An 18,496-nucleotide genomic window follows, 5' to 3' on the forward strand; every position below is an offset into this window, starting at 1 on the left:
GGAGCTACCTCCATTCCCCGCCGTCGCCCCGGCGGATCTGCCGGGCCGGATTTCCTCCCCACCAGGCGTGTTGCGGGAGGACTTCGCCCTTCATGAGGAACGAGTCGGGCGCGAGCACTGCGCCGTCGCCGATCGCCACGCCGTAGTGCACGAAGGAGCCGACGCCGAGAGTGCAGCCGGCGCCGATCGTGCTGCGGTCGGACTTGAAGGTGCCGTCCTCCTGCGAGTGGCACTGGACGACACTCCCCGCGTTGAGCGTGCAGCCGTCCCCGATGGTGACCATCGTCCGCTCGGTCAGATAACAGCCGTCGTCGAAGACCCTGCTGCCGATCCGGACACCCAGCATCCGCCAGACCACGCTCTTGAACGGGGTCCCGTCGAACATCCGCAGGTACGTCTCCGACGGCACCTTCCAGTAGCGCTCACGCCGCCAGAACCGGAGGTCGTAGATCGAGCAGAACAACGGGTCCGTGGGGTGGCAGGCCGTGACGGCACGTTCGACCAGCACGTAGTACACGGCGGTGAACAGCACGACGAGTACGTTGGCCAGCGCCAGCGCCGCCGCACCGAACGGGGCGTAGAGGTCGGCGGCGGCCGAGACGAGCAGTGTCACCAGGAAGAAGTAGATCCACCGGACCAGCACGTACCAGGCCATGGTGGCGGCATTGTGCCGGTTCTTGGCGGGCAGCCGGCGGCGCAGCTGCTCCTCGCTCTTCAGCCCGTCGAAGCTGCTGTCGCGCTGGACCGACCGCGGAATCTCGAAGCTGGGCGAGCCCAGCAGCCCCACACCCTCCCGGACCTTCCCGTCGACGGGGACCATGACCTTCGTCGCGAGCAGACAGTTGTCGCCCGTCCTGCCCCGCGAGGGGTAGGCGATCCGGTTCCCGAGGAAGTTGTGCGCGCCGATCGACGTCCGGGAGACACGGAACGAGGTGCTGGAGAAGTCCGCGTTGTTGATCGACAGCCCGTCGGCGACCATCGTGCCGCTGCCGACGGAACTCAGGTACGGGGTCTCGTGCTTCACCTCCGTGCCGAAGTTCGACCCGGTCTGCTCGATCCGCGACAGGTCGTACCCCAGGCACCGCAGGTAGTGGACGATGCAGGAGCTGTCGCCGAACAGCCGCATCAGCGACCTCCTGTTGGTCATGAACGTGATCGCCCGGTGCACCCCGTAGTGGAAGCCGTACAGGGGATAGACCTTGCCCGGTGTGATGGTCCGGTTCAGCAGGCGCGGGACCGTGGTCAGCAGGAGAAGACCGAGCGGTAGGGCACCGAAGAAGACGACGAGCGAGAACGCCAGGGCGTCACCGTAGAACGTCCAGCTCGTGAGCGCCGACGGCCCCGGCTCCAGGGCCGCGGCCAGCTGCGGGGCCGCGGCGAGCAGGATGTCCACGGCGCCGATCGCCAGCGGCACGTACACCAGCAGCACCGTCAGCAGTTGCAGGACGCTGTGGAACAGCCTTCTCGTGGCACCGCACTCGGCCGCGTCCACCACCAGGTAGTCCGCATCGGTCCGCTGCGCCGGCGACCCGTGCCAGTGCTCGCCCTCGGGCACCGCCTGCCCGCTGTGCAGCGAGGAGGCGTGGCCGAGCTGGGCCGCGTCGCCCAGCGAGGTGTCGATGTCGAGCACGGTGGCCTCACTGACGACCGCGTCCTTCCCCAGGGTGACCGTGCCGGTCTGGATCAGGCCGGCGTGGGCCCGGTAGCCGTTGAAGTACGAGTCCTTGCGTATCAGTGCGCCGTCGCCCACCGCGAGCAGGTCCGTGCACACGGGAACGTTCCTGGAGAGGATCACGACGCGTCGCCCGATCCTCGCGCCCAGCGCCTTGAGATAGAGCGCATAGAGCGGCGACCCGGCGAACAGGACCAGGGGATCGGAACGGATCAGCGTCTTGACCATCCAGAAGCGGACGTACGCCAGGCTCCAGACACGGATCTGACGGGGCTTCCACCGGCCGATGAGTATCCACTTCAGCAGGACCGGAAGGGCGGACAGACATACGAAGCCCGCCGCGCCGAACAGCACCGCGCGCAGGTAGGCGTCGAACACGCCGGACCCGGCGGAGATCCACGCGTAGCCCCGGGCGGCGACGTAGGTGACGAGGCAGGAGTACCCGAGGAAGGCCAGCAGCTGCAGCGCTCCGCACAGGACGTATCGCGGCGTGCCCGTCGGAGCCACCGCCACCGGCGAGGGAGCCGGCGACTCGGCGCGGGCAGCGGGGGCCGTGGGGGCACCGGGGGTAGCGGAGACAGCGGGCGCTGAGGTCGCGAGCGCCGTCGCCAGGCTCCGGATCGTCGGGTTCCGGTAGACGTCCTTCATCGATACCGAGGGCAGGTCCGCATGCTTCCTGACCCGGGCGCAGAACTGGGCCATCACCATCGAGTCGGCGCCCAGATCGTCGAAGAAGTGGCTGTCGACCGATACCTCAGCGACGCGCACGACGTCAGCCAGTACCGCGGCGAGAACCCTCTCGACATCGGCGGGCGGGGTGGCAACCCCGCCCAGGACCGTGGGGGGTTCCCCCAGATCGGGAGGCAACGCTTCAAACGACTTTCCCGCCATGTGAGCTCCCTGGGGAAGTTCCGGCCGCCGTCGTTCAGTGCCCTGGCACCGGGCGCCTTTGCTTGTTCCGGCGCAGGCCCGAGGGGGCGAACCGAGCGGTGGGTGAGGTGTCGGCACGGGCGGCGGGGCCGCCAGCGGGAAGCCAGTCCCGCTTATCGCCTGCGCTCGACACGAGAGAGACGGTCAGACAGCACAACCTTTGCTCGATGTTAGCGTGGGAATCGGTTGGGGACATTTTGGAAAAACTTTCGCATATAAGCGGCCGCCTATCGGAAACCGGTATGCGTGCCCCTTTCCGGCCGGAAGGCTGTGAGCCCGTGACCGGCTTGTTTCACTCGAACGGGGGTATGGGGGTGCGATCCCTGCACCCCCAAGTACGCCCACGTCCACGGCTCCTCAAAAGGATCTGACCCGCATTTCGGCGGGGGACCGCGAGGTGCATTGCGGATGTGTGGGCAATAACTTGATGTACAGCGAGCCCGGATATGTAACGGAATGGGAACGGAATGGGTGGAGCGGAACGTATGGCGCGTGACGCATGCGATGCCGCCCGGGAAAGCTTCCCTATCACTCGTTGCGGAAAAACGACGAGGAGGCTATGCATGCCGAGAAAAGCGGTGCACAGGCGATGCATAGGCGATGCATTGGAGACCCTGGTCGCAGAGTGAAGGGTCCGGACATTCGCTCATACGGGATACCGGTGGCGATCGTCGGGGAGACCGAGACGAGCCGGCTTGCTGTGAGTCGGCTACGTCGTGCCGTCACGGCAGAAAGCAGGCCGTGACGGCACGTAGGAGCACGTATGGAAGCACACGCACGCACGTATACAGGCACGTATACAGGCACGCATGCAGGCACGTATGTCTGCACCGGCGTCGGCGCCGCTCAGCCCGAGTGGTCCTCAGGCCTCCGCGCCGGACTCCCCGCCGTAGTGGCGGGCGGTGAGCTGGAGCAGCAGCGCGGTACGGACCTGGGGGTCGTCCAGCGGCAGCGCCACGACGTCCTGGAGGCGGCGCATCCGGTGCCGCAGGGTGTTGGGGTGGATGTGCAGGCGGGCCGCGGCGGCCCGTGGGTCGCCCATCTCCTGCAGCCAGGCGTGAAGCGTCGGCACACCACTCGTGCCGTACGCCTCGTCATGGTCCACCAGTTGCTGCAGCGGACCGATGCCGGTGATCCGTGCCGCCGCGGCGGAGCGTGCGACATGGCGGAGCACGACCGTGGCCCACACCTCGTCGTGGACGGCCTGGGCGCTCTTGATCAAACCCGTCCGGAGCAGGTCGAGAGTGTCGTCGGCCTGCTCACGCGAGCGCGCGAGCCCGGGGACCGACGCCGCCAGTCCGCCGACCGCTACCAGAGGGGCGGGCTGCCCGGTGGGCCCGCAGAGCGTCTCCAGCCAAGCCGGCCCCCCGTCGGTGGGCCAGGTGGCCATCTCCGCCGGAACGATCCCGTACACCACCCCGCCGACGACTGCCGCGGGGGAGCGGAGGCGAGACCCGCGGAACCGGGACATACGCTCCCATACCGTCAGTCGCTGTCGCTCCGCCTCGCCGTCGTCCTCGCAGCGCACCCCCACGGCGATCACCCGCCAGGGGCCGGCGGTGAGTCCCAGACGCCGCGCCGCGTCCGCCGATCCCTCCTGACCGTGCAGCACCGTGGCGACCATGTCCGTCAGGACGAGGCGCTCCACATCCGCGCCCGCCCGCCGGCGCAGCAAATGGAGGGCGGCCACCGCCGCGGTGTCGGCGAACGCCTCGGCCCGGTCGGCAGGAACCGGTCCCGGCACGATCGCCCAGATCGAGCCGAGCACATCCCCGCCGGCGTGCACCGGTACCACCAGCCGGGGCTTGGTTCCTTCCACCACCGCGGGTACATAGAACGGCTCGGTGTCCTGGGCGATCCGGTGAAAGACGCCGTGCCGCCGGAAGTGGGCGTTCACCTCGTCAGGGACGTGGCGTCCCATGATCGTCGCGACCCGCGCCTCGTCGCCGCGCTCCTGCCGGGCGGAGTAGGCAAGGACACGTGAGCTGCGGTCCTCGATGGTGACCGGCGCGTCGATCACGGCGGCGATGGCGTCGGCCAGTCCGAAGAGATCGCCCGCCTCGGCGCCGACCGCCCCCGTGCCGGAGTCCCCGCAACCCTCGCTGTCGAGCACCGCGCGCAGCAGGGACACCACCTGGGCCCAGCCCGCCTGCTGCTCGACCTGTATCAGGGGCAGTCCCGCGGCGCCGGCGGCCGTGACCACCGTTTCGTCGACCGCCGCCGGGGCCTTGAGCAGCAGGGCGCCGGCCGACCGTGCGGCGCACGACGACAGCAGCCGCAGGGCCTGCGAGCGATCCGTGAGATTCACTCCGAGGACGAGGTCACCCGGGCGCAGATCGAAACCGCCGTCCGGCTCGGCGATCACCACATCGCCCACCGGGACCGCGGTGCCTCCGGGGGCGCACACTCCCGACAGCACGGCCGGCCCGACGGACCCGAGAAGCCGTTGCAGACTCATCACCGGTCATCACCCGCTCACCGTTCCGCCCCCCATCGTGCACCACGGAATCCGCACCTCCGCAAGCGGCCTCTCCCGAGCGGACCAGGGGGTCGCGCAAGGAGCCACCGGCACCGGCACCGGTCCGGGCAGCCGGGCTCTCGCACCACCGCACCTGCGGTTCCCGCTCGGAACCGACGGTCATGGCCGGCTAACGGCCGGTGTGCGGCGGCCGGTGTGCAGCGGCCGGTGTGCGGCGATCGGCCGGCACTGTTGGCCTGCGCGGTCGGCCGACGCCGGCGGTCGGCGTGGTCACCAAGCGTCGTCACCCACGGACATCAGGAGGACTCCACGGAAATCACCTTCCGGTGGCGGGAATTGAACGGCCGCGGCGGCCGCTCCGTATCTCTTCATATCCGTGCCCCGTGGGGCACCGGTCCGCGATGTGAGGAGGGCATCATGACTGACCCTGGTATCCCGCAGCTCCAGGCCCTGCCGGAGGGAGACGCCGAGGTATCCCTGGTGATTCGTCTGCAGTGGGAGGACGTTGCCGCGCTCGGTCAGGACGCCGCCCGGCTGGCTGCCCGTTGGAAGCGCCCGGTGACCCTGGACGAGGCAGCCAGCCAGCGGCTGCGCATCCGCCCGCCGGCCACCCATGCCAAGACCGTGACACAGGAGCGGGCGCAGCCCGCCGTGGCATCCACCACGGTGTCGCCCCTGCCGTCCCGTTCCCCTCAGGAGCAGGCTCGCCAAGCGATAGAGAAGATCAACGGCACCACCGCTCATGAGACGGCGTAGCGCGACGCCGCACTGAGGAGGGCGGCGAAGAGAAGGGTCCGGGTCCCCTGGGGCAGGGGGTGCGGCAGTCCTGAACTGCCGGACCCCCTGCCCTTCTCCGTGCCCCGGCTGGGCCGTCCGAGCGAAGATCATCGGCCCAACGGCTCAAAGCGGGGCCGCGGTGCGTGCTGCCCGGGCCCGTCGGTGCTTCTGTGGCGAGCCGGGCGCGACCGGCGCTGAGCCGGCGGGACGGGGCCGAGCCGGGCGCGACCGGCGCCGAGCCCGCGGGACGGGGCCGAGCACCGAGGAGGCAGGCCATCGTGAACTCCACCGCCGCGGCACGAGAGCCGAGGCCGGTGCAGGCACGGGACGTCCCGCCCGGCGGACCGGGCCGGGGGCGCGCCCCACCCGCCGACGACCCCGAGGCGGCCCGCTCCCGAACGTCCCGAGCAGCAAAGGCACGGAGGCATGCACACCACGGTCACACTGCTGGCGGACGCTCCGGCCCAACTGCTTCCGGCCAGGCAGCTGATGGCGTTCACCCTGGCTTCCCACATCATCCTGGTGCCGCTCGGCGTGGCGCTGCCGCTGATCACCCTGGTGATGCACCACCGCGGCCTCCGCCGGAACGACCCCGTGGCACTGCTCCTCGCCCGACGCTGGTCGGCGGTCATGGCGGTGCAGTTCGCGGTCGGTGTCGTCACCGGCACCGTGCTTTCCTTCGAGTTCGGGCTGCTGTGGCCCGGCCTGATGGGCACCTGGGGCGGCGTCTTCGGCATCGGATTCGGCGTCGAGGCCTGGGCGTTCTTCCTCGAAGCGGTGCTCATCGCCATCTACCTCTACGGCTGGCGGAGGCTGAAGCCCCGCACCCACTTCCTGCTGGGCCTTCCCCTTCCCGCTGCCGCGCTGCTCGGCGCGTTCGGAATCCTGGCGGCCAACTCGTGGATGAACACACCCCGCGGCTTCACCCTCGATGCGGACGGCAAGCCGGTGGACGTTCACATCTGGTCGGCGATCTTCACCCCCATGTTCGGGCCCCAGTACTGGCACTTCGTCGTGGCGATGCTGGTCACCGCCGGCTACGTCGTCGCCGGCGTCTACGCCGCCGGCTGGCTGCGCGGCCGCCGCGACCGCTATCACCGGCTCGGCTTCACCGTTCCCTTCACCCTCGCCGCGGTGTTCACCCCGGTGCAGATGCTGCTCGGCGACTCCATCGCCCGGTCGGTCTTCCATGAGCAGCCGGTGAAGTTCGCCGCGACGGAGATCGTCTGGCGGACCGGCACCCACGTACCGGAGTACATTTTCGGCCGTCTGCACCCCGACGGCACCGTTTCCGGCGGTATCAAGATCCCCCAACTCGACTCCGTGCTGGCCGGGTTCACACCCGGGACCAAGGTGACCGGACTGACCTCCGTCCCGGCGAGCGACCGGCCGACGGCGGCCCAGGCCACCATTGCCCACGGCGCCTTCGACCTCATGGTCGTGATCGGCTCGCTGCTGCTTCTCCTCGCCCTCTGGTACGGCTGGTGCCGACTGCGGCGCCACCGGCTGCCCCGCTCGCCGTGGTTCTTCCGCGGTGCGGCGTGCGCGGGTGCCGCCTCCGTCGTCGCCGTCGAATGCGGCTGGGTCACCGCCGAAGTGGGACGCCAACCCTGGATCGTCTACCAGCACATGCGGATCGGCGAGGCGGTGACGGCGACCCGGTCCACCAGTCTGTGGATCATGCTCGGCCTGGTGATGGTGGTGTATGTGTTCATCTTCGGCTCGCTGCTCGCCGTGCTGCTCAAGATGCGAACAGGCTGGCGGCTTGCCGACGCGCGACCGGCGGCGGGGGAGCGGCACGAGGGACCCGAGACGGACACTCCCTACGGGCCGCGCGCTCCGGTGGCGGCCGGTGGTCCACCGAAGTCCGGCGCAACGGGGCCGGAACCGGCCGAGGACGGCCGGCCGTGATGGCCGCCGTGATCGCCGTGGTGATGCTGCTCGCCGTGGCCGCCTACGCCTGCGCCGGCGGCACCGACTACGGAGCCGGGTTCTGGGACCTGACCGCCGGCGGAGCGGAGCGCGGCAAGCGGCCGCGGTGGCTCATCGACCATGCGATGGCCCCCGTGTGGGAGGTCAACAACGTCTGGCTCGTCTTCGTCTTCGTCATCATGTGGACCGGGTTCCCGGTCCTCTTCCAGACCGTGTTCTCCGCGATGTGGCTCCCCTTGGCCCTGTCCGCCATCGGCCTGGTCCTGCGCGGTGCCGGCTTCGCGCTGCGCAAGCCCGTCCACCGCATCGCGGGGCGACGCCTCTACGGTGCGGTCTTCGCCCTCTCCTCGTTGCTCACCCCGTTCTTCCTCGGCGCGGCCGTCGGCGGTATCGCCTCGGGACGGGCTGTACCGGGAACGGAGGCGTCGGCTCATGCCTGGGCCAACCCGACCTCCATCCTCTTCGGACTGATCGCCATCGTGGCGACGGCCTTTCTCGGCGCCGTGTTCCTCGCCGCCGACGCCGCCCGCATAGAAGCACCCGACCTCGTCGGCTACTTCCGGCGGCGGGCGCTGTGCAGCGTCGTCGCGCTCGCCGTACTCGCGGCGATCATGCTGACCGTCACCCGGAGCGACGCCCCGCACGTCTGGCACGGACTCACCCACGGCGTCGGCCTGGGCCTCGTCATCCTGGCCGGAGTATGTTCCCTCGCCACCGGGTGGCTCCTGCTGCGCCGGTCCGGAGCCTGGTCCCGGCTCACCGCCGTCGGCGTCGTCGCCGCGGCGGTCATCGCCTGGGGAGCCGCCCAACGCCCCTATCTCATCCCCACTTCGCTGACCGTGGCCGAGGGCGCGGGTGCTCCCAGCAGCCTGCGGTGGGTAGGCCTGGTCACCCTCGTGGCCGTGGTGCTCGTCTGCCCGGCCGTGGCGTTCCTGTACTGGCTGGACACCCACGGCGAGCTGGAACCGCTCTCCGGCGCCGACCTGCAACGAACCCGGCCGGGCCGCGACGACCCGCCCGGTCCGCTCCGCGACGACCCGCCCGGTCCGCTCCGCGACGACCCGCCCGGTCCGCTCCGCGACAAGCCGTCCGGTCCGGGCCGCGGCGAACCGACCGAGCGCAACTGAGACACCGGCGCCGCCCACATGGGCGATGCCGTCGCACGGCACGCCGTCAGCAGCGCTCCGCGACGTGGCCCTCTGCGCCGGCGGGGCGGACATCGCGATCGCGCAGGGCGAGGGAGAGCGTCTTCCCCCAGGCGCGGCAGGCCGCGGTGAAGTCCTCCGGCTCGTATTCGATGACGAAGATCTTGTCGGCATAGGCCGCGGCGAACTCGGTGCACTCGTGGTAGCGGGCGCACTCCTCGACGACGGCGAAGTCGAAGCCGATGCGGCGGCGTTGCGGCAGCAGGTCGGTGGTGTTCTTCTGGGCGATGGCCAGATGCTGCTGGTGGGCGCGGCGGGCCAGGAGCTGGGCGAAGGCCGCGGCATGTCCGGCGGTGAGCCTGCCGCCGGACCGCTCGTAGGAGTCGAGGTTGTCGGGTTCCACGGCATCGAAACCGGCTTGGGCGCAACCGTCGATCCAGGGACCGACGATGTCCATCAGGGCCCGTCGTTTGGTGCCGGTGGAGATGTCGAGCAGAGGCTCGTCCCAGTCCTTGTCGATGACGGGCTTTCCGTCCCGGTCCCGCAACAGCAGCTCGGGGTGGCGGTCCTTCCAGAGGCCGGTCGCGTCGGGCTGTGCCTGGAAGGCGTTGACGTAGCAGATGTTGTAGAGACCGGGGGCCGGCTCGGCCGTGCGGTCGCGGGAGACGGCCCGGGACCCGGCGGGCGGGGGATAGGCGCCGCCGAGCTGGTAGTCGAAGGCGGCGTTCGCCGTCGGTGGCCGCACCGCGGACGGGACCGCCGCGCCGCTGGACGGCGGCGGTGTCCTGGAGCCGGCGGCGTGTGGAGCGCGGGCGGTGGAGCACGCCGTGCTGAGCGCCATGACCAGGACGAAGGCGCCGACGGCGAGGGGACGTGAAGAGTGCACAGCCGGAGCCTACGGACGGGTGGCGCGCGCAGCGCAGTCGCCGCCGTCCTCAGGAACACCTCGCACCGGGGCGGTTCCGGGAAAAGTGTGCCTCCCGGCCCGTGGGGACGAGCCGGGAGGCACGGTGGCCGACGGCTGCGGTCGTCCGTCCCCCGCCCGAAGGCGCGGGGCAGCCCCCCCCGGTGCAACCGTGCGGCGCCGTCGCGGTCAGCTCAGCGCTTGACCACGAACGCCTTGCCCTTCTGCGCGTCGGCGGAGCAGGAGTTCTTCTCCGCTGTGGTCATCGTGCGCGTCTTGACGGTCACCGCGTTGTTCTGCCCGTCCGTTCCGTTGGGCGCGGGCCCGGTGATCGTGTCCGGCACGTACCAGAAGTAGTGACCCCACTTCGGGCTGTCGTAGTGCGTCTGCCAGGTGCCGGAGACGGTCTGCGTGACCTGGGCGCGGGAGATCCAGCCCACCTCGCCGGGCTTCACCGTCATGTTCAGGGAGCTGTTCTCGGTGTGCGAGCTCGACCAGGTGTGGCTGTAGGTCGCGGTCACACTCAGATCGATGATGCCGGCGATGTTTCCGCCCGCGGTGACGGAGACGCCGGCGGAGTCCGTGGAACCCACCGTGTCCGACCAGCCCATCGACTGGGTGGCATCCGAAGTGCTGCAGTTGTAGAGGGAGTTGGAGACCCGGCGGAAGTCCCCGAGGTACGCCTTGCCGAGAGTCGGCTCGTTGAAGCTGCACTTGCCTTCACCGGAAGCGCAGTCGGCCTTGAGCTGCTCCGGGGTGGGGCCGTCGTCCGCGGCAGCCGGTATGGCCATGGCCGCGACCAGACCCAGGGACGCCGTGGACAGTGCCAGCAGCCGGCTTCCGTGGCGAATCGTTCTGCTCTTTGTCATCGTGCTGTTGCCTCTCGCCCAGCCTTGTGGATGCGACGAGTCCATGTGGGGGATGCGTCGCTGTTGCGTATGAGACTGGTGTGAAATCTGTGACAACTACACCAAGAGTTGGCAAAGTTGTAGTTGATAGTGAAACAGACCCTTTACAGCGGACTGAAACGGAGGCAGCATCACCTCCCGCTCGGCGGAAGGGTCACCTCCGCTCGACGGAAGGCTCCTCTGCCGCCCCGGCCGCAGGAGGCCGCCTCCGCCTCAACCGGCGCCGCGCGCCCCATGGAGAACGGTGCGCACGGTCCGCGCCACGAAATCCTTCTCGAGCGGAAGCCGCCGCAGTACGACACGCACCCACGCGGCCCCGGCCAGCAGGTCCATCAGCAGCATGGGATCGGTGTCCGCCGGGATTTCGCCCCGCGCGACGGCCCGGTCGAAGACAGCCTGCTCGCGGGCGATCCGGTCCGCGAAGAAGTCCTTGACGTGCGAGGCGAGTTCGCGGCTGTGGGTGACGGCGCCCAGCACGGCGATGGCGATGTCGGAGGCCGGCCGCGCGGTGAGGAGGGTCGCCATCGTACTCAGAAGGGCCTCCAGGTCCCCTTCCAGGCTGCCGGTGTCGGGAGGTGTGAGCTCCAGTTGGCGTGCGCCGATGAGTGCGGCGCCGAGGAGGGCTCCCTTGGAGGGCCACCACCGATAGAGCGTGGTCTTGTTGACGCCGGATCGCTGGGCGACTCCCTCGATGGTCAGTCCCTCGTAGCCCTTTTCCGCCAGCAGATCCAGTGTGGCGTCGAAGATCTCCTGCGCTTTCCGTGGGCCGCCGCCGCGCCGTGTCCCGTTCCGCTCCTCGCTCATGACGGGAGAGTAGCAGCAAAAAACAACGCAACGTTGCGTTGCATTTTAGGTAGCGTGCCGGGCATGGAATCCAAGGAAGCCGGTCTGCCTCTCGTCTTTGTGCACGGCATGCGGCTGAGCGGCACGAGGTGGCGCCCCGTCATCCGTGCCATCGGTAACCGTCATCCCACGGCTGCGCCCGACCTGCCCGGTCACGGGGACCGGCAGGGCGAGCCGTTCAGCATCCCCGGCGCCGTGGCGGCGGTGACCGAAGCCGTGGACGCACTCGTCGGCCGGGCCATGCTCGTCGGCCTGTCCCTGGGCGGCCATGTCGCGATCGCCACCGCCGCAGCCCACCCCGACCGTGTCCTCGGCACGGTCGCGATGGGCTGTACGGCGCTCCCGCGCGGTGTGTTCGGCGCCGTCTACCGGGGAGCGGCACGGCTCGCGGCCCGGCACCCCCAACAGGCCGACCGGCTCAGCAGGTTGGCGTTCCGCCGCACCCTGCCCCCTCCTCAAGCGCGGGCCATGGTCTCCGGCGGCCTGAGCTGCGCGATCACACCGAGCATCATCAAGGCCGTGGCCGACATGGGCCCGCCGGCGTTGCTCTCCGCGTATCCGGGCCCGGTCTGGCTGGTGAACGGCGGGCGCGACCGCTTCCGCCGCCATGAACGCCTCTTTCTCCGCTCCTGCCGCGACGGTCGTCTCATCATCCGGCCGGAGTGCGGACACCTCACCAGTCTCACCGACACGGCGGACCTCATCCGCCATATCCGCGATGCCGCCACGGTCGTCGCGGCCCGGGGCCACGGCTTCTCGACGCCGGAGGGAGTGCGGTGACCGCCCGCACATGGAGCCTGGAGGAATCCCTGGAAATCCCCCTCCCGCCGCACGCCGTCTATGCGGCCCTGGCGGACATCCGGCGGATGAAGGAGTGGAGCCCCGAGGTCATCTGGGTGTGGCCCCGCGGGGAACGCTTCGTGGGGGTCAACCGGAAGGCCTGCTGGATCTGGTTCGCCACCTGCCGGATCGTCATCGCCGATCCCGGCCGGGAGTTCGCCTTCGACAACACCACGTTCGGCCTGCCGGTGGCGCGTTGGGGCTACCGCCTGACCCCGACGGAGTACGGCACGCTGGTCACCGAATACTGGATCGACCGCCGCCGCCACGGATGGCGCCGTTGGGCCGCCGAGATGCTGGGCCTCGTCTTCACCGGGACTCCGCCGGCCCGGCGCGCCGCACACAACCGCGCCGGCATGCGGATAACCCTCCGCCGGCTGTCCGCCGCGTGCCGGACGGCCCCTTGAACCGCTCAGGGAGGGCGGGCCCGGCACATCGACGCGCGCCGTACCAACAAACGGTGAGGTGACCGGGCAGCTCGCCCCCACGCCGCCCGTGGCCCGCACCCATGAACGCCGGCCACGGCCCCGGGCCTGTCTTCCCGGCTCTCCGCTGGTGACGGCGAGCCCGTCCCTCCCTCAGGTGGCCCGGGTGGCCACCACCAGCCGGCACCGTGGGCTGCCGTCGGGGCGTCGGCCGAGCTCCGGCAGGGCGTGCAGCTGCACATCAAATCCGGCCCGGGTCAGCTCGGCCCGCACCTCGGCGAGCCGGAAGGTCCGGTAGTACATGACGAAGCGCGGCCGCCACAGGGCGTTGCGGACCCGCATCGCCGTGTCGAAAGCCAGCAGCGCCCAGTAGCCGGGCGACCCCGGCCGTGCCGGAGCCCCGATCGGGAAGACGAACCGGCCACCGGGGCGCAGCACGGAGTGCACCTGCGCGAACAGCCCCGGCCGTTCCCGGGACAGAAAATGCCCGAACGCACCGAAGCTCACCACGAGGTCGAAGACCGGTCCGAAGGGGAGCGCCCGTGCGTCCGCGCGCACCCATGTGGTGCGTGGTGCGTCCGCGACCGGGCGCTCACGGGCGCGCCCCTGGGAGAGCATTCCCGCGCTGAGGTCGACTCCGGTGACCCGCTCCCGGCAGTTCTGCCGCAGTACGTCCATGCCCGCGCCGGTGCCGCAGCACAGGTCGAGACCGCTGTCGAACGGCCCCAGTCTCTGCAGCGCCCGAGACACGGGCGTCAAGATCGCGTCCGGGGTCCGGAACGGCGTGTGGTCGAACGTCGGCGCGAGCAGGTCATAGCCGCGCTCGACGGAGGACAGCGCCTGCACGGCGAGTTCACGAAAGGTGGGACCTTGAGGTGCGAACATCGCCCTCAGCATAGAACTCGTCCGCACCTGGGTCGCATCGGCCGCGTGATGTGGTACCGTCCAAACGGAACGTATGTGTGCTTGCCGCCCTTCCGGCGCCCGTACGTCAGTTCTTTTCCTTCGCTTGCGCATCGCTGTTGCGCCCGTCCTTCTCGACCGGCGATCCAACAGGCACCGGATACTCGATATGCACAGCCCGGCGATGCGGCATCACCTTTTCTTCCGGTCGCGGGCCGTTCCGACCTCCGGCAGGGCGTGAACTCACCGCCCTCACCTGCCGGATTCCCTCCCGTCGGCCCGCAGACGAACCTCCTGAGAGGACCTACCCTCATGACCACTGGTACCCATGTCAGCAGGCGACCCGCCACAGCCACTTTTCCTGCTTCCCCTTCCCCTTCTCCCTCCGCTTCCCCTTCTGCTTCCCGCATCGTTGACCAGTCCGCGGCCGCGGACTGGGCCGTGGACTCCGAGAAATCCGAGGTACCGGCAGCCGGGATCCTGGATTTCACGAACGACCGGCAAGAAGCCGGTTTTCTCCGCGCAAAAGGCTGTCTTGCCTCGTCCGGCGATGTCCGGGTGCCCGCCGCGCTGATCCGTAAGGCGGGTCTGCGCCCAGGGGATTCCGTCGTAGGGACGTGCACGCGACCGCGGTTGCTCGCACGGATCGAGTCGGTGAATGGGCACAGGCCGGAGGCCGTGCGCGGGCGGCCGCATTTCCGTGACCTCACGCCACTGCACCCGCGCCACCGCATGCGCCTGGAGAGTGCGACCGGCGCGCTGGCGCCGCGCATCGTCGATCTGATCGCACCGGTCGGCAAGGGCCAACGGGGCCTGATCGTGGCACCCCCGAAGACGGGCAAGACGGTGCTGCTGCAACAACTCGCCGCCGCTGTCGCCGAGAACTACCCCGCATCCCGGCTGATGGTCGTGCTCATCGACGAACGACCCGAGGAGGTCACCGATATGCGACGCTCGGTGCGCGGAGAGGTGCTCGCCTCCACCTTCGACCGGCCGGCGAAGGAGCACATCGCCCTCGCCGAACTGGCCGTGGAACGCGCCAAACGACTCGTCGAGCACGGACAGGACGTCGTCATCCTCTTCGACTCCCTCACCCGCCTGTGCCGGGCACACAACAACGCGGCCGCTTCGGGCGGCCGCACCCTGAGCGGAGGCGTCGACGCCGCCGCGCTGCACGGCCCCAAGAGGCTCTTCGGCGCGGCACGGCTCGCGGAGGAAGGCGGCTCGCTGACCATCCTTGCCACGGCCCTGGTGGAGACCGGTTCCCGGGCCGACGATTACTTCTTCGAGGAACTGAAGAGCACCGGGAACATGGAACTCCGTCTGGACCGTGCACTCGCGGGCAAGCGGCTCTATCCCGCGGTCAATGTCACTGCCTCCGGCACCCGGCGCGAGGAACTGCTGCTCCCGGAAGCCGAGTTGACGGCCATTCGCCGACTGCGGCGCGCCCTACGGGCCGGAGACGGCCAGGCGAACACGGAGTCCCTGCTCGAAAAGGTCCGGCGTACGCCCGACAACGCGACCTTTCTGCGACAGGTCCGGCACACCGTTCCGGGCGGATGACCGTGATGACCGGGTGACCGTGATGACCGTGATGACTAGGTTCTGTCACTCCGATCTTGGATATCGATGACGGGGTAAGCGGGCGGCTGCCTCTAGAGACCTTCAAGGGCTGGCGTTACCGTCTAGCCATTTTCTTGGGGCTCCTCGGCTCCGCGTTGTTTCACAGGACTCGCTGCTGTCCCCGCCGTGATCAGTACCCTTGGGGTAGCGACCCGCGGGGTCCATGTGCACATTTGGTGGCGATCGCGGCCAGGGTTCCCAGGGCGAGACAGCTGGTCATCACGGCTGCCATAGGCGCGGGGCTCTGAGTACCGAAAAGCCCGACCAGGGGGGAGGCGGCCGCGCCGAAGAGGAACTGGCCTCCGCCCAGGAGAGCGGAGGTGGCTCCCGGGGCAGTGCGTCCGCGGCTCTGAGCGACGGTGATCACGGCTGGGAAGAAGATGCCGAATGCGCTGATAGTGATCAACAGGCATAGCCAGGTCAGCAGCGTGGTGCTGCCAGTGGTCGCCTGAATGAGGAGTAGTGCTGCCGCCCCTGTTGTCGACAGCGCGCCGCTGATGATGAGGAGGGCCTCGGGGGCCCGACGTTTGGCCAGATGGCCGTAGGTCAGGCTTCCTGCCATGTTGCCGACGGCGTTGACGCCGTAGACGAGGCTGGAAAGAACTGGGGAGAGACGGTAGATGTCCTGGAAGACGAAGGTGGTTCCGGCGATATAAGCGAAGACGGCGGCTCCGCCGCAGGCGAGGGCCAGCACCGGTGTGAGGATGGCGCGCTGTGCGGCGACCTCTCCGATGGCGCGCAGGCTGGCGGCCATCCCTCCGGTGAGGCGGCGGTGGGGCGGGTGGGACTCGGGAATCCAGCGCCATACGCCCAGCGACAGGAGCAAGCCCATGAGGGCGAGGACGGCGAAGACGTAGCGCCAGGACACCGCCAGCAGCAGAGCGCCTCCCGCCAATGGTGCTAGGACCGGGGCCGTGGCGGTGATCGCTCCCAGGCGGGAGAAGACCGAGGGAAGTTCACGGTCGTCGAAGAGGTCGGCGACGACAGCACGGGAGACGACGATCCCGGCCGCTCCCGCGATGCCCTGCCCGACTCGTGCCGTGTTGAGCACCTCCACCGTGGGCGCCAGAGCACACACGGTGGAGAAGGCGGCGAACAGCACGGATCCGCCGATAAGGACGGGCCGGCGGCCGACCGCATCACTGAGGGGTCCCAAGACAAGTTGCCCGACGATGATTCCGGCCAGGAACCCGGTCAGTGACGTTTGCGCGCCGGAAGCATCGGTTGCCAAGGAGCGTGCCAGGTCGGGGAGGGCGGGGACGTACATGTCTGTGGCCAGCGGGCTTGCGCCGCTCAGACCGGCCAGAACCACCAACAGCGGGAGCCTTTTGGGAAGTTCGGGGGACGGGCGCTGATGACCTGCAGATGCCTTACCGGTTGAATGTGCAGTCATAGCGCCGGGGCCGCCCCCTCGGCCTGCGCTGACGCCTGCGCCGGCCCCCTACCCCCATCGACGGCCTCCTCGGCCTCCGCCACCTGCTCCAGCAGCCCGGCGGCGATCTGCAGCACACCGCGCTCGGCCGGTGACAGCGTCTGGCGCAGTGCCGCCGCCAGCCAGGCGTTACCATCCCGCACGTGCTCCCGCAGCGCCTCTCGGCCCACTTCCGTGACCTCGATGTTCTGGCGGCGGGCATCCACCTCGCTCCGCGACCGGCGAATTCGCCCCTGTTCCTCCAAATCGTTGAGCACCCGGGTCAGTGACTGGGTCTGCAGCCCTTCGATGGCGGCCAGTTCCGACGGAGTCAGTGGGCCGCTGTGTCGAAGGTTGGCGAGCACGGATGCGGCCAGTCGCGTCAGGGACCGGCTGTTTCCCGGCTGCTCGGCGCGCAATCGGGAAGCCAAGCGGGACACGCCCCACCGCAACGCCTCGGCCAGGACCAGATCATTCGATGTCTCTTCTGGAACATCAACCATGTCCATAGTGCCAAACTAACGCTTAGTATCTGGCTTTTCAAGCTTGCACTTAACGTCATTTTAGTAAGCGTGAGTTTCCTACATGGGTGGTTCGTCGACACGTGTTGCGCCAGATGCGTCATCGTGACGTCGGTCGCTGCTGGGCTGCACAGAGCATTGGAGGTCGAGTCCGGTCTGGCTGCGAGGCCGTCGATGAGGCAGGGGCGGTACCGCATGCGTTTGAGCCGGGTCTCCACCAGCTTGGTGACCTGGTCGAGGCTGTGCTTGGTGAGGTTGGCCAACGATCTCTTCAGGTGCGACCATACGCCCTCGACGGGGTTGAACTCGGGGGCATATGGCGGCAGCCGGTAGACGGTCAGCCATTATCGGGCGGCGATCAGCTCGCGCATGGTGCGACTGACGTGTGTGTTCAAATTGTCCCAGACCAAGACGATGGGACCGCCGAGTTACTGGTGCGCGGCGTCCAGCAGGCGTGGGTAGTTGGTCTCGGCGAAGCCCTTGCGGCGGCCTTTGGCAGGACCTCGGTCGAGGTGGATGCGGTAGATCAGTCGGGCCCGGTGGCCTGCCTTGGTGCAGATCAGTGCCGCCATGGAGACTCGTTTGGTTCCTGCGGCGGTGACCCTCACGACCGGGGTGCGGTAACGGCGGCCCCAGGTACGGCCCTTCGGCGGCCTCAGGCCCTGGCCGGCTTCGTCCTCGAAGCACCGCCAGGCACCCAAGTCCGCCGCCCTCTTTTTATGACGGGCCACTGCTCGTCCCTCCAGGTGGCGATCTTCGCCTCGGTCCCGCTCGGCAGCCTTGCGGGAGGGGACCTGAATGCTCCAGCCGATGCGTGCAGCAGCAGATCTAGCCCGGCCAAGGTGTACTCGATACCGAACCGGCGGCGCACGGCTTCGGCGATCCTCGCCAGTGTCCAGTACTGGTCAGGCCAGCCGAATGTGGCCGGGCCGGCATCCAACACCGTCTCCAGCCGACGGAGTTGTTGCGGAGCGAGCTTGCAGCGGGCGCCGCTGGGGCCCTTGGAGGCCAGGGCTTGTCGACCGCCTGAAACCAACACCCGTCGCCAGCGGTTTGCCGACATCCGGGTCACCCTGAACCGTCGGGCCACCTCCCGGTCAGTGGCCCCGGCCTCGATCAGGTCAGCCGTCGCGAGCCGGACTCGTCACGCCGAGCCCGTTCCTCGGAAGTCAAACCGCCATCG

17 protein-coding genes are annotated in these 18,496 nt (G+C 69.3%); 6 read left to right on the top strand and 11 right to left on the bottom strand.

The genetic code is table 11. The annotated features are described in order from the left end of the window. Positions 1-4: 4 nt before the first annotated feature. Both ACGFR7_RS03550 and ACGFR7_RS03555 read right to left on the bottom strand, forming a co-directional pair. Positions 5-2,563 (bottom strand): Pls/PosA family non-ribosomal peptide synthetase, encoded by a 2,559-nt coding sequence (locus tag ACGFR7_RS03550; RefSeq protein ID WP_393312460.1) that lies wholly within the window; start codon positions 2,561-2,563, stop codon positions 5-7. Between the two features lie 901 nt (positions 2,564-3,464). Continuing rightward, the gene (locus tag ACGFR7_RS03555) at positions 3,465-5,060 is read right to left on the bottom strand and encodes a PucR family transcriptional regulator (protein WP_393312462.1); all 1,596 of its coding nucleotides are present in this window, start codon (positions 5,058-5,060) and stop codon (positions 3,465-3,467) included. Between the two features lie 438 nt (positions 5,061-5,498). Here ACGFR7_RS03555 and ACGFR7_RS03560 point away from each other — a divergent pair, with 438 nt between their 5' ends. The 3 genes from ACGFR7_RS03560 (at position 5,499) to ACGFR7_RS03570 (ending at position 8,917) form a co-directional block, all read left to right on the top strand. Further along, positions 5,499-5,837, top strand: coding sequence for a hypothetical protein (locus tag ACGFR7_RS03560; RefSeq protein ID WP_350248918.1), 339 nt, complete (start codon positions 5,499-5,501; stop codon positions 5,835-5,837). Between the two features lie 447 nt (positions 5,838-6,284). Beyond that, positions 6,285-7,769 carry a cytochrome ubiquinol oxidase subunit I gene (locus tag ACGFR7_RS03565; RefSeq protein ID WP_393312464.1) on the top strand — a complete coding sequence of 495 codons (1,485 nt, stop codon included), beginning with the start codon at positions 6,285-6,287 and terminating at the stop codon, positions 7,767-7,769. After that, entirely contained in the window at positions 7,769-8,917 is a 1,149-nt protein-coding gene (locus ACGFR7_RS03570; protein WP_393312466.1) for a cytochrome d ubiquinol oxidase subunit II, read from the top strand. Before ACGFR7_RS03565 ends, ACGFR7_RS03570 begins: the two co-directional genes overlap by 1 nt. Positions 8,918-8,963: 46 nt before the next feature. On the opposite strand, the gene ACGFR7_RS03575 is transcribed toward ACGFR7_RS03570, so the two are convergent. The 3 genes from ACGFR7_RS03575 to ACGFR7_RS03585 all read right to left on the bottom strand — a co-directional run bounded on the left by ACGFR7_RS03575 (position 8,964) and on the right by ACGFR7_RS03585 (position 11,551). Beyond that, a complete protein-coding gene (locus ACGFR7_RS03575; RefSeq protein ID WP_393312660.1) occupies positions 8,964-9,776 on the bottom strand; it encodes an endo alpha-1,4 polygalactosaminidase in 813 nt (270 codons plus the stop codon). Positions 9,777-10,033: 257 nt separating this feature from the next. After that, positions 10,034-10,708, bottom strand: coding sequence for a hypothetical protein (locus tag ACGFR7_RS03580; protein ID WP_393312468.1), 675 nt, complete (start codon positions 10,706-10,708; stop codon positions 10,034-10,036). 252 nt (positions 10,709-10,960) lie between these two features. Further along, positions 10,961-11,551 carry a TetR/AcrR family transcriptional regulator gene (locus ACGFR7_RS03585; protein WP_393312470.1) on the bottom strand — a complete coding sequence of 197 codons (591 nt, stop codon included), beginning with the start codon at positions 11,549-11,551 and terminating at the stop codon, positions 10,961-10,963. A 63-nt stretch (positions 11,552-11,614) separates the two neighbouring features. Here ACGFR7_RS03585 and ACGFR7_RS03590 point away from each other — a divergent pair, with 63 nt between their 5' ends. Both ACGFR7_RS03590 and ACGFR7_RS03595 read left to right on the top strand, forming a co-directional pair. Beyond that, complete coding sequence (locus ACGFR7_RS03590; RefSeq protein ID WP_393312472.1) at positions 11,615-12,370, top strand: alpha/beta fold hydrolase; 756 nt, start codon at positions 11,615-11,617, stop codon at positions 12,368-12,370. Beyond that, entirely contained in the window at positions 12,367-12,837 is a 471-nt protein-coding gene (locus ACGFR7_RS03595; protein WP_393312474.1) for an SRPBCC family protein, read from the top strand. Before ACGFR7_RS03590 ends, ACGFR7_RS03595 begins: the two co-directional genes overlap by 4 nt. A gap of 171 nt (positions 12,838-13,008) precedes the next feature. Here ACGFR7_RS03595 and ACGFR7_RS03600 read toward each other — a convergent pair whose 3' ends face one another. Further along, positions 13,009-13,740: a class I SAM-dependent methyltransferase gene (locus ACGFR7_RS03600; protein ID WP_393312476.1), complete on the bottom strand. Its 732-nt coding sequence runs from the start codon at positions 13,738-13,740 to the stop codon at positions 13,009-13,011. A gap of 330 nt (positions 13,741-14,070) precedes the next feature. Here ACGFR7_RS03600 and rho point away from each other — a divergent pair, with 330 nt between their 5' ends. After that, positions 14,071-15,321 (top strand): transcription termination factor Rho, encoded by a 1,251-nt coding sequence (gene rho / locus ACGFR7_RS03605; protein WP_393312477.1) that lies wholly within the window; start codon positions 14,071-14,073, stop codon positions 15,319-15,321. Between the two features lie 190 nt (positions 15,322-15,511). On the opposite strand, the gene ACGFR7_RS03610 is transcribed toward rho, so the two are convergent. The 5 genes from ACGFR7_RS03610 to ACGFR7_RS03630 form a co-directional block, all read right to left on the bottom strand. Further along, on the bottom strand, positions 15,512-16,693 hold the full coding sequence (locus ACGFR7_RS03610) for a multidrug effflux MFS transporter (RefSeq protein ID WP_393312662.1): 1,182 nt from the start codon (positions 16,691-16,693) through the stop codon (positions 15,512-15,514). A 77-nt stretch (positions 16,694-16,770) separates the two neighbouring features. After that, on the bottom strand, positions 16,771-17,232 hold the full coding sequence (locus ACGFR7_RS03615) for a MarR family winged helix-turn-helix transcriptional regulator (protein WP_393312664.1): 462 nt from the start codon (positions 17,230-17,232) through the stop codon (positions 16,771-16,773). Then, positions 17,175-17,654 (bottom strand): transposase, encoded by a 480-nt coding sequence (locus ACGFR7_RS03620; RefSeq protein ID WP_393312666.1) that lies wholly within the window; start codon positions 17,652-17,654, stop codon positions 17,175-17,177. The genes ACGFR7_RS03615 and ACGFR7_RS03620 overlap by 58 nt, the downstream gene beginning before the upstream one ends. 87 nt (positions 17,655-17,741) lie before the next feature. Beyond that, on the bottom strand, positions 17,742-17,885 hold the full coding sequence (locus tag ACGFR7_RS03625; RefSeq protein ID WP_393312479.1) for a transposase: 144 nt from the start codon (positions 17,883-17,885) through the stop codon (positions 17,742-17,744). A gap of 83 nt (positions 17,886-17,968) precedes the next feature. Continuing rightward, entirely contained in the window at positions 17,969-18,376 is a 408-nt protein-coding gene (locus ACGFR7_RS03630; protein ID WP_393312481.1) for a winged helix-turn-helix domain-containing protein, read from the bottom strand. Positions 18,377-18,496 lie beyond the last annotated feature (120 nt).

It is taken from the genome of Streptomyces sp. NPDC048516, from assembly GCF_043199875.1.
Classification (GTDB): Bacteria; Actinomycetota; Actinomycetes; order Streptomycetales; family Streptomycetaceae; genus Streptomyces.

Excerpts from the sequence above, each read along its gene's own strand:
- ACGFR7_RS03550 (WP_393312460.1), bottom strand. The coding sequence starts at position 2,563 with ATGGCGGGAAAGTCGTTTGAAGCGTTGCCTCCCGATCTGGGGGAACCC.
- ACGFR7_RS03555 (WP_393312462.1), bottom strand. The coding sequence starts at position 5,060 with ATGAGTCTGCAACGGCTTCTCGGGTCCGTCGGGCCGGCCGTGCTGTCG.
- ACGFR7_RS03560 (WP_350248918.1), top strand. The coding sequence starts at position 5,499 with ATGACTGACCCTGGTATCCCGCAGCTCCAGGCCCTGCCGGAGGGAGAC.
- ACGFR7_RS03565 (WP_393312464.1), top strand. The coding sequence starts at position 6,285 with ATGCACACCACGGTCACACTGCTGGCGGACGCTCCGGCCCAACTGCTT.
- ACGFR7_RS03570 (WP_393312466.1), top strand. The coding sequence starts at position 7,769 with ATGGCCGCCGTGATCGCCGTGGTGATGCTGCTCGCCGTGGCCGCCTAC.
- ACGFR7_RS03575 (WP_393312660.1), bottom strand. The coding sequence starts at position 9,776 with ATGGCGCTCAGCACGGCGTGCTCCACCGCCCGCGCTCCACACGCCGCC.
- ACGFR7_RS03580 (WP_393312468.1), bottom strand. The coding sequence starts at position 10,708 with ATGACAAAGAGCAGAACGATTCGCCACGGAAGCCGGCTGCTGGCACTG.
- ACGFR7_RS03585 (WP_393312470.1), bottom strand. The coding sequence starts at position 11,551 with ATGAGCGAGGAGCGGAACGGGACACGGCGCGGCGGCGGCCCACGGAAA.
- ACGFR7_RS03590 (WP_393312472.1), top strand. The coding sequence starts at position 11,615 with ATGGAATCCAAGGAAGCCGGTCTGCCTCTCGTCTTTGTGCACGGCATG.
- ACGFR7_RS03600 (WP_393312476.1), bottom strand. The coding sequence starts at position 13,740 with ATGTTCGCACCTCAAGGTCCCACCTTTCGTGAACTCGCCGTGCAGGCG.
- rho (WP_393312477.1), top strand. The coding sequence starts at position 14,071 with ATGACCACTGGTACCCATGTCAGCAGGCGACCCGCCACAGCCACTTTT.
- ACGFR7_RS03625 (WP_393312479.1), bottom strand. The coding sequence starts at position 17,885 with ATGGCGGCACTGATCTGCACCAAGGCAGGCCACCGGGCCCGACTGATC.
- ACGFR7_RS03630 (WP_393312481.1), bottom strand. The coding sequence starts at position 18,376 with ATGTCGGCAAACCGCTGGCGACGGGTGTTGGTTTCAGGCGGTCGACAA.